7 protein-coding genes and 1 pseudogene are annotated in these 11,134 nt (G+C 37.7%); 7 read left to right on the top strand and 1 reads right to left on the bottom strand.

The features are described 5' to 3' along the window. Positions 1-3 precede the first annotated feature (3 nt). The 7 genes from BZZ03_RS07735 (at position 4) to BZZ03_RS07765 (ending at position 10,737) form a co-directional block, all read left to right on the top strand. On the top strand, positions 4-846 hold the full coding sequence (locus tag BZZ03_RS07735; RefSeq protein ID WP_019292376.1) for a DegV family protein: 843 nt from the start codon (positions 4-6) through the stop codon (positions 844-846). A 227-nt stretch (positions 847-1,073) separates the two neighbouring features. Further along, positions 1,074-2,600 carry a YfcC family protein gene (locus BZZ03_RS07740; protein ID WP_019293582.1) on the top strand — a complete coding sequence of 509 codons (1,527 nt, stop codon included), beginning with the start codon at positions 1,074-1,076 and terminating at the stop codon, positions 2,598-2,600. Between the two features lie 48 nt (positions 2,601-2,648). Further along, the gene (locus tag BZZ03_RS07745; RefSeq protein ID WP_086582946.1) at positions 2,649-3,992 is read left to right on the top strand and encodes a M20 family metallopeptidase; all 1,344 of its coding nucleotides are present in this window, start codon (positions 2,649-2,651) and stop codon (positions 3,990-3,992) included. A gap of 188 nt (positions 3,993-4,180) precedes the next feature. Continuing rightward, on the top strand, positions 4,181-5,377 hold the full coding sequence (locus tag BZZ03_RS07750) for a CCA tRNA nucleotidyltransferase (RefSeq protein WP_086582937.1): 1,197 nt from the start codon (positions 4,181-4,183) through the stop codon (positions 5,375-5,377). After that, positions 5,374-6,768, top strand: coding sequence for a C69 family dipeptidase (locus tag BZZ03_RS07755; protein ID WP_086582938.1), 1,395 nt, complete (start codon positions 5,374-5,376; stop codon positions 6,766-6,768). Before BZZ03_RS07750 ends, BZZ03_RS07755 begins: the two co-directional genes overlap by 4 nt. Before the next feature lie 171 nt (positions 6,769-6,939). Then, complete coding sequence (locus BZZ03_RS07760; RefSeq protein ID WP_086582939.1) at positions 6,940-8,784, top strand: glycerophosphoryl diester phosphodiesterase membrane domain-containing protein; 1,845 nt, start codon at positions 6,940-6,942, stop codon at positions 8,782-8,784. A gap of 102 nt (positions 8,785-8,886) precedes the next feature. Then, positions 8,887-10,737, top strand: a complete 1,851-nt coding sequence (locus tag BZZ03_RS07765) for an ABC-F family ATP-binding cassette domain-containing protein (protein WP_086582940.1) — start codon at positions 8,887-8,889, stop codon at positions 10,735-10,737. Between the two features lie 196 nt (positions 10,738-10,933). On the opposite strand, the pseudogene BZZ03_RS12280 reads toward BZZ03_RS07765, so the two are convergent. After that, positions 10,934-11,134 (bottom strand): annotated as a pseudogene (locus BZZ03_RS12280) (helix-turn-helix domain-containing protein); the annotation flags it as partial.

Genomic DNA, 11,134 nt, shown 5'->3' on the forward strand with positions numbered 1-11,134 from the left:
ATTATGAAATTAGCTATTATTACAGATACTTCGGCAGATTTTGCCGAACAATATAAAAATCGTGACGATTTATTTGTCTTGGAAATTCCCATATCTATTGAGGGAAAAGAATATAAACCAAGTGAAATGACACACCAAGAGTGGTATAAGTTGATGGCCGCAACTTCAGAGGCGCCTAAAACATCACAACCAAGCATTCTTGAATTAGAAGAATTACTGCGAACACTAAGACAAGAGGGCTATACTCATGTTTTAGGTGCTTTTTTGAGTTCAGGAATTTCAGGTTTTTATCAAAATGCATTTTATCTACAAAGTGAATTTGAAGATATGGTAGTCAAGTTTCCTGAAACCTTTATCACCTCTAGTCCACTTGGCTATATGATTGAGACAGCACTTGATGCGGCGGATGCCGGAAAGTCATTTGACGAAATTATTGCTCAGTTTGAGTATCAAAGAGAAAATGACAATGCCTTCATGCTTGTGGATGACCTTCATTGGTTAGCTAAAGGGGGGCGCCTGTCGAGAGGTGGAGAACTTTTAGGAACACTCCTCAATATCAAACCTATTTTACAGTTTTCAGAAGATGGTAAAGTTGTTGTATATGATAAGGTGCGTACAAGCAAGAAAGCTGTGTCAGAGCTAAAGAAACTGATGCTTGCGAATAGTGATCCAAAGTCGCACAAGGTCTACGTTCTCCATGCTGATGCGGAAGATCGTGCGAAAGACCTTTATGATTTTGCCAAAGCTCATGGCTACGATGATGTCGAAATCGTAACATTTGGACCTGTTATTGCAACTCACCTAGGCTTGGGTGCGATTGCGTACGGGTTCTCACCTAAGAAATAATTTATTGTATAAAAATTAATTGTAAAAAGAGAAGGGAATATTTTAGTCATTCCTTCTCTTTTTTTTGGCGTTTTATAAAATAGTTATTTTTAAAGAAGTGTAAACGCAATCATATAAACGTTGAGAAATAATTGTCTATTTATTTCAAGTTTTGTTTGACTTTAAGTTAAAAAAATATTAAACTAAAGTTGTTATTATACGCATAAATATACATTAGGAGGTATATAATGGAAGCAAAAACTGAAAAGAAAAAATTCCAAATGCCATCGGCATACACGATTCTTTTCATCATCATTGTCCTTATTGCAATCCTGACCTGGTTTATTCCAGCAGGACATTACAAAGTAGATGATGCTGGCAATATTATTGCTGGATCATTTACACAGGTAGCTTCAAACCCTCAAGGGATTTGGGACATGCTTATGGCTCCCGTTAATGGGATGTTAGGTATTGAAGCAAATGGAAATGTACCTGCTACGCCAGCGGCAATTCCTATCTCATTCTTTATTTTAATGGTAGGTGGCTTTTTAGGTGTAGTAAATAAAACCGGTGCACTTGAAGCAGGTATTGCCTCAATCGTTAAGCGTTTTAAAGGTAAGGAGAAGATGCTGATTCCGGTCTTAATGATTCTCTTTGCACTTGGGGGATCAACGTATGGGATGGCGGAAGAAACATTGGCTTTCTATGCTTTGATTATCCCTGTCATGATTGCGGTTGGTTTCGATACGGTCGTGGCTGTTGCCATCGTTTTAGTTGGCTCTCAAGTTGGTTGTTTGGCTTCTACAGTGAATCCATTTGCTACAGGTGTAGCTTCTCAAGCAGTTGGTATTTCCATGGGACAAGGTATGGGACTTCGCTTCTTCATGCTAGTCGTACTTACAGGGATTTCAATTCTCTATGTTTATCGTTATGCTTCAAAGATTGAAAAAGATCCTACAAAGTCTTTAGTTTATAAAAATCGCGAAGCAGATATCCAACATTTCGACATTGCTTCTATTGAAAAACAGGAAAATATTACGCAACGTCAAAAATGGGTCAATGTTGTTTTCTTCGGAAGTTTTGTCATTATGATCATGTCACTTGTGCCCTGGGATATGTTGAATGAACACTTTACTTTCTTTAACGACTTTACTACTTGGCTAACATCAATTCCAGGCTTAGGTGTTGTTCTTGGTAAGAGCATGGTGCCATTTGGTGCATGGTACTTCCCAGAAATTACAATGCTCTTCATAGTTATGGCCGTTGTAGTTGCTTTCGTTTACCGTATGAAAGAATCTGAATTTATTTCTGCCTTTCTCGAAGGTGCATCAGACATGATTGGTGTTGCCATCGTCGTAGCTGTGGCACGTGGGATTCAGGTTGTGATGAACAATGGGATGATTACAGATACAATCTTGCATTGGGGTGAACAAGGTCTTCAAGGACTTTCATCAAGTCTATTTATTATCTTAACGTTTATCTTCTATTTGCCAATGAGTTTCTTGATTCCATCAACATCAGGTCTTGCTGCTGCTACCATGGGAATTATGGGTCCAATGGGCGAATTCGCCAATGTTTCAAAAGATTTGGTCATTACTGCTTATCAATCTGCATCAGGTATTTTGAACCTTATCACACCAACATCCGCTGTTGTTATGGGTGCACTTGCTATTGCCCGCTTTAATATCGGAACATGGTGGAAATTTATGGCCAAGTTGATTGTGATTCAGTTGGTTGTAATCATGATTATCCTTGGAGTTGCCGCAGTATTATAAAAAATGAATAAAAAGCTTTCCATCGGGGGAGCTTTTGTTGGAGGTCACATGAAAACTTTTATTACAGATGAATATCAAACAGCAGCTGTGCAATCACTAGGACGTTTAGTCAAACATGCCTCTGTATTAGACGAGAGTGATTCTGGTCCAGGCCATCCTTTTGGGAAAAAAGTTTTAGGTGCTTTAGAAGAAGTCTTGGAACTTTGTCAAGAATTAGGTTTTAAGACTTTCCAAGATCCTGAAGGTTATTATGGTTACGCTGAGACTGGCGAGGGCGAAAAACTTTTTGGCTTACTTTGTCATATGGATGTCGTACCTGCAGCAGACCAAGCAGGCTGGGAAACTGATCCTTTTGAAATGGTCGAGCGTGATGGTCTTTTAATTGGGCGAGGTACCCAGGACGATAAAGGACCAAGTATGGCTGCACTCTACGCAGTGAAGGCTTTAATGGATGCTGGTGTGACATTTGACGGGCGAATCCGTTTTATCTTTGGTACAGATGAAGAAACACTTTGGCGTTGTTTGGATAAATATAATGAAAAAGAAGAAGCAATCACCATGGGCTTTGCACCTGATTCTCATTTTCCGCTCAACTATGCTGAAAAAGGGTTGCTTCAAGCCTATCTTACTGGACCTGGCACAAAAGAATTCACATTACAAGCGCCCGGCGCTTTAAATGTCGTCCCCGATCGTGCGGCTTACACTTCAGAAAAATTAGCAGAAGTAAAAGCAGCCTTGGCAGCGCATGGTTTTTCTTATGAAGAAACCGAAAAAGGAATTTCCGTACAGGGCAAAAGCGTACATGCTATGGCTGCACCAGAAGGGATAAATGCCACTTTACGTTTGGCTATTGCCTTAGCAGAAGTATTTGACTTCAAGCCACTTGATTTCTTGGGTAAACTTGTTCAGGGAAATGCCACAGGTGAAAATGTTGTGGGCAAAGTTATGGATGAACAATCTGGTGAATTAACCATGAATTTCACAGATATTGAGATCACTCCTGAACATACAAAAATCGGTGTGGATATGCGTATCCCTGTAACTATTGATAAAGATGAACTGGCTGGAAAGCTTGCTGCTCAAGCAGCGGATTATCAACTTGAATATAAGCAATATGATTGGTTAAATCCTCTCTATGTGCCGGTAGAAAGTGAACTTATCCAAACGCTTCTTGCTACTTATCGTGAAATTACAGGAGATATGACGGAGCCAATGGTTTCTGGAGGAGCTACCTTTGCTCGGACGATGCAAAATTGTGTAGCCTTTGGAGCCATGTTCCCTGAAACACCCGACTATATGCACCAAGCTAATGAACAATGGGCAATTACGGACATGCGTAAAACGATGGAAATATATGCTGAAGCCATCTACCGCTTATGTGCAGTGAAGTAAGCATGCCCCATAAAAAATGATTCTCCTTAGAATCATTTTTTATTATAAATAAGAAGAAAGTTGAATAACAATGACTTTTTCTCCTAAAATATCCGTATTCTCATTACTCTTTGGCAGTAAAAGTTTTTATATTTAAAAAAGATTTGCTCAGTAACTCTTTTTCAGATGAAAAGTGCTAAAATAGTAGTATGAAACTAGAGAATTTGCCGTCAGAATTTGTACAAGCTTTGCCGGTTTTGGAAAAAATACAGGCACATGGTTTTGAGGCTTATTTTGTAGGAGGAAGCGTACGGGATGCGCTTTTGCAAAGGCCAATCCATGATGTGGATATTGCAACCAGTGCATATCCGGCTGAAACCAAAGCCATATTTCCGCATACCATTGATGTGGGAATTGATCACGGTACCGTGTTAGTCTTAGCTGGTCAATCTGAAGCTGAACATTATGAAATTACTACTTTTCGTACAGAAAGCACTTATACAGATTATCGCCGCCCAGATTCTGTAGATTTTGTCCGAGAACTTTCGGAAGATTTAAAACGCCGCGATTTCACGATTAATGCCTTTGCTATGGATACTGAGGGACAGATTATTGATTTGTTCAATGGTCTTTCTGATTTAGCTGGGTCACGCTTGCGTGCTGTTGGAATTGCAACGGAGCGTTTCAATGAAGATGCGCTTCGGATTATGCGGGCAATGCGTTTTGCTGCAACTTTAAATTTCGATGTTGAAAAAGAAACCTTTAAAGCTATGCAATCGCGTGCTCATCTTTTAAGCAAAATCTCTATTGAACGTATTTTCATTGAGCTCGACAAGTTGCTTTTGGCTAAAAATTGGAAAAAAGGCTTAGAAATATTGTTAACTTCGCAAGCTTATACTTTCTTGCCGGACTTGCAAGAAAAAGCTATACAAGCTTTACTTCAAACTCTAGAGACGCCCTTTACCTTTGTCAATTCAGAGCAAGCTTGGGCTGCGCTCTTAGTGCATAGTGATCAGATAAATGTTAAAGCTTTCTTGAAAAAATGGAAGGTGTCGAATGACTTTATCAAATATGTGTATGATTTGACAGAAGCCTATAAGCTTGAAAGTTGGAGTTTAGAGAGCATTTATCGCTATGGGTTAGAAAAAGCTCTGCTGGTTGATCAGCTAAAAGTTGCCGCAGGGCAAGATGTTGATTGTGATCAGGCTTATATCTATGATGCTAAGCTCCAGATACATAACAAGTCAGAGCTCGCAGTAACTGGAAATGACATTATTCAAACATTTAATATCAAGCCAGGTCCGATTTTAGGGAAGCTGCTACATCAGATTGAAGAACAAGTCGTTAACAACCAATTAAAAAATGATAGAAACAAAATTTTAATATATATTAAGGAGATTCTATGATTACTCGTAAACAAGGTTCATGTACTACTATTTTGGTGGGGAAAAAAGCCTCAATTGATGGCTCAACACTTATCGCTCGTAATGACGATGGACATGAAGCACTGGATCCACAACGCTTTGTTGTTGTTCAACCAGATCAACAACCGCGTCATTATAAAGCTGTGTTAAGTGCTTTGGAACTGGACCTTCCAGAAAACCCAATGCGTTATACTGCTACACCAAATGCTGTTTTAACAAGCGGAACTTGGGCTGCTGCAGGGATTAATGCTGCAAATGTTGCAATGTCAGCTACAGAAACAATTACAACAAACCCACGTATCTTAGGACTTGACCCTTACAATGAAGAAAGCGGCATGGGAGAAGAAGACTATGTTACTCTTGTCTTGCCTTACATCCACAGTGCGCGTGAAGGTGTTGAACGCTTAGGTGCTCTTCTTGATCAATATGGAACATATGAACCTAACGGTATTGCTTTTGCTGATAAGGAAGAAGTTTGGTGGTTGGAAACAATTGGTGGCCATCATTGGGCAGCAGTACGTATTCCAGATGATTCTTATGTGGTTGCGCCTAACCGCATGAACATTGATCATTTTGATTTTGAAAGTGAAGATACACTTTGTTCAAAAGATTTGAAAGAACTGATTGATGAAAACCATCTTAACCCAGATTTTGAAGGTTATAATTTACGTCATATCTTTGGTTCTAGCTCAGTTAAAGATAGTGTATATAACAATCCACGTACTTGGTATGGTCAAAACGCTTTGGGAACGCCAAGTGACGATCCTCAAAATCCAGAATTGCCATTCATCTGTAAAGCCACACGTAAAATTTCAGTAGAAGACATGAAATTTGTGCTCTCAAGCCACTTTGAAAATACTGAATTTGATACTTACGGTACAACAAATACACCGGAACAAGCACAACTTTTCCGTCCAATTGGGATCAACCGTAACCACAGTGTACACATTTTACAAATCCGTAATCATGTTGATGAAAAACTTGCAGGTATTCAATGGTTGGCATTTGGGGCAAATACCTTCAACCATGTCGTACCTTTCTACACAAATGTTGATGATACACCAGCTTGCTATCGTGATGCAACAGCGACATTTGACTTGAATAATATGTACTGGCTCAGTTGTACAGCAGCACTTCTTGGTGATACAGATTACAGCAAGTACGTTGATTTACGTGATACCTATGAATTGGCAACTGTAGGTAAATTCCGTGAAATCCAAAATAAAACGGATAAAGCGGGAGCTGCAGCAGACCTACAAGCAGCAAATGAAGAATTAGCAGCGTTTGCATTAAAAGCAATGACTGAAATGCTGGGGCGTATGGTAATTTCAGGTTCAAATCGCATGAAACTCCGTTATGATTTCAACGATTAATTCTGATAAAAAGCACTTATGTGCTTTTTTTTGTGCCATATACAAAATACTAAAAACTGTCTATCCCCTAAACGAGCGTAAAGTAGGTTCTTAGTTTTCAAAACATATTGTGCTAAAATAAAAAGAAGAAATTTATCTTACATTTTAATTTATTAAAAAGAAAGCAGGAAAATGCGTAAAACATTCCAATCAACAAAAGACTTTTTTAAAAATACGTTTCATTATTTTGGTCCCGTCATCTTTTTTCACCTCTTACTTTTACTCGTTGTAGTTCCGACATTAACAGCGACCACTAATTTTTTACTTCACCGTAAGGAGATTGATTATCTGGCTTATGATAATGTACTCTCGATTTTCAGTCAACATCCCCTCACAGCGTTTGCTCTAGTAGGTATTTTGGTCCTGATTGTAGTTTCGGTATTCTTAGAATTTACTTTTCTAACGATACTGGTTCACTTTGTGAAGCAAAAAGAAAAAGTCACAATTCCTGAGTTACTTTATGCAACATTTTCACGGTTGCGACATCTCAGACCCTCTCTTATCTTATTTTTCTTGTTTTATTTTATGTTAGTTTTGCCTTTAAGTGGTTTTGCCAGCGGTATAGACATTATTTCCGCTATTCAAGTGCCTAACTTCATCTTGGAGTTTATTGCAACTAACAATTGGTGGCTTTTGACAGCCTACATTTTACTGACTTTATTATCCATGTTTATTGGATACCGTCTAATTTTTGTTCTGCCGCTCATGATTTTGCAGCAGAAAAAACTTAGGACCTCATTGAGTGTCAGCTGGCAGATGAGCAAAGGAAAATTTAAAGTTTTCTTTTTCCGCTTTATAGCAATTTTCATCAGTTTACTGGCTTCTTTCTGGGTAATCAGTCAACTCTTGATTTTGTTGCAATCCGCAATTGATCATCACATGCCTCAAATAGCGTTAGCATCTGCGACGATGATTATGTTTATTATTCAAGTTTCAGCTTTACTACACATGCTTTTGTCACTGATTTTGATTTTCTATGTGGTCATTAATTTGTTAGAGGAATTAACACCAGAAGAAATCTATGTTGAGCTAAAAGCTTTTCAACTATTGCCTAAAGGTTGGCGTTGGATGAGCCGAAGTTTATTGGGGTTTTTTACAGTCCTGTTTATTGCGCTCATTGGTGTTTTTAACGTTTATTACCTCAGCCAGGATACCTTATCAAATCCACTTATTATTTCACATCGTGGTGTGTCCGAGAAAAATGGTGTTCAAAATACAATTCCCGCCTTGATTGAAACTAGCCAAACCTATCATCCAGATTATGTTGAGATGGATGTACGTGAAACAAAGGACAAGCAATTTGTTGTCATGCATGATGAAAATTTACGTCATTTAGCTGGAGTGAACAAGAAAGTAAATGAATTGACTTTAGCTGAACTCACCAAACTCACTGTCCGAGAAAATGGTAAATCTGCCCCTTTACCAAGCTTTGATGAATACTTGAAAGAAGCAGATAGGCTTGATCAAAAATTACTGATTGAAATTAAAATCCCGCTTAAGGAAGATGTCAATGCAGTAAGTAAAAATTTCTTGCAACGTTATAAAAAAGATATTGAAGCAAGAAAACATCAAGTACAATCTTTAAGCTTTGATTTGTCACGCAGTCTAAAAAATCATGATTCATCTGCTTTTGTATCTTACATTATGACCTACAACCTTATCGGAGTACCGAAAAGTAATGTTGATGCATTTTCAGTTGAAATATCGACATTGGATTCGGAATTTGTGGAAAAAGCGCACGATTATGGTAAAAAAGTTTATGCTTGGGATGTTAATGATGCCAATACAGTACAACGTATGCGTTTATACGATGTTGATGGCTTAATCACAGATGATATATCGGTAGTCAAGAAAACTATCGAAAATACGCAAAGCGGTATGAGCTTTGCACAGAAAATTCGCATTTACTTATTAGATTTAGGAAATGCAGATTTAACAGATCTGAGCTCAGATAGTTTTTCTAGTTTTAATGTGTAGTATTTAATGTTGAAAGGCAAAGGGTCAAGGCTCTTTGCCTTTCTTAACTTGTGCTATAATAAGTAAGAGTATTCAGAGAAAAAGATAGGATTTAGATAGAACATGGCAGATTTTTTAGTATCAGAATTAACAAAAAGCGTAGGAGATAAAACACTTTTTGATAAAATTTCATTTATTATACATAACCTCGATCGCATAGGGCTATTGGGCACAAATGGTACAGGTAAAACAACCTTGCTTAATACGATTGCGGGCATTCAAGGTTTTGATGGAGATGTTTCTCCATTTACTCACCCCCAAGATTATAAAATTACCTATTTGACTCAAGAGCCAGATTTTGATGATGAAGCAAGTATCATGGATACTGTTCTGGATGATTCACTTCCCCAAATGAAGGCCATAAAAAGATATGAAGCCGCACTTTTAAATATTGAAGATTTAAGCAAATTTGAACGTGCCCAATCTGATATGGATGCTTTAAACGCTTGGCAAGTAGAAGCAGATGTGAAAACAGTTTTAACAAAACTCAAATTGCCAGATTTTTCTTCAAAGATAGGCTCGCTTTCAGGAGGACAAAAGCGCCGTGTGCAATTAGCCCAAGCGCTTGTCAATCCGTCTGATTTACTTTTGCTTGATGAACCTACCAACCACCTTGATGTGGATACTATCGCATGGCTGCAAAACTATCTCAAAAATAGTAAGAGAACAGTGCTTTTTGTGACACATGATCGTTATTTTTTGGACAATGTGGCGACACGTATATTTGAGCTAGACAAGTCAAAACTCAAAGAATACCAAGGGAATTATCAAGATTATTTGGCGCAACGTGCTGAAGCAGAGGAACGTGAAGCTGCAAGCTTGCATAAAAACCAACAGCTTTACAAATCAGAATTAGCTTGGATACGCAAGTCTCCGCAAGCACGAGCAACTAAACAACAGGCACGTATTGACCGTTTTGAAAGCTTAAAAGAAGATGTACGTACAGATAAAGACTTGGGTGATGTAGACATCAGCTTGGCGACGACACGTTTAGGAAAAAAAGTCATTAATTTTGAAAATGCAGCTTTTGCATTTCCTGATCGTCCAATCTTTTCTGACTTGAACTGGATTGTACAGAATAAAAGTCGTGTTGGTATCGTTGGTGATAATGGTGTAGGTAAATCAACCTTGCTCAATATTATCGCCGGAGAACTTGAGTTGACATCAGGAACGATGGATATCGGTGAGACTGTTAAGATTGGATACTTCAGTCAAGAAATACGTGGACTTGAAGAGGATAAACGCATCATTAATTTCTTGGAAGAAGTAGCTTCCGCTAGCCAAAATACAAGCGGTGAGACAATTTCGATTGTTAATCTTTTGGAACAATTCCTCTTTCCTAGAAGTACACATGGGACTTTGATTCGTAAACTTTCTGGTGGTGAGAAGAAGCGCCTTTACCTCTTAAAAATATTATTAACACAACCTAATGTTCTGCTCTTGGATGAGCCAACCAATGATTTGGATATTGCAACTTTGACAGTTTTAGAAGATTTTCTTGCAAAATTCCCTGGCGCTGTAATTACCGTAAGTCACGACCGGTATTTCCAAGACAAGGTTTCCAATGAGCTCTTGGCTTTTGAGGATGGAAAAATTAACCATCTTTTTGGTGCTTATAGTGACTACTTGGCGACAAAAGTGGCAGCTCCTGTGGAAGTAGCAGCTCCGAAAGTTGATACACGCGTACGCGAAGATGCAAAACCAAAGATGACTTGGGCCGAGAAGCAAGAATGGGCAACCATCGAAGAAGATATTGCAAAATTAGAAGAACGAATAGAAGAAATTGATTCTGAAATGAACGAAAATGGTTCAGATGCCGGTATGCTTTCTACTCTTCAAAAAGAATTAGATCAAGTAACGACAGAACTTGAGACAAAATATGAGCGCTGGGAAATGCTCAGTGAAAAAATATAAAAAGCAAGCGAGTTCTTGCTTTTTTTGTTTCTTTTTCTATTTTGATTGTCATAATATATTTTTAGATATGAAATAGTAAAATAGACTATAGAATTAATTAATGATGAGGAATATGTACATTTATAAAAAATATACTTCCCCAAAAAGGGATTAGTTATTATTTTCAAATTGAAAAATCATTATTTAATAAATAGTTTCAATATAGATTTTTATTAATTACTTTTTTGTTAATATACTCTCCTAATTTTATCCATGATTTTTTATCAAAGATATTTTTAAAATAATAGTAGTTCTCTTGGTCTACATCATATCCGATTGTATCAGAAATAATTATATCTGCTTTTTTGTAATTCTCAGTTATTTCTATTAAATTTCTATTATAGATATTTTTCAATGT

The sequence above is a fragment of the Lactococcus petauri genome, from assembly GCF_002154895.1.
GTDB lineage: Bacteria > Bacillota > Bacilli > Lactobacillales > Streptococcaceae > Lactococcus > Lactococcus petauri.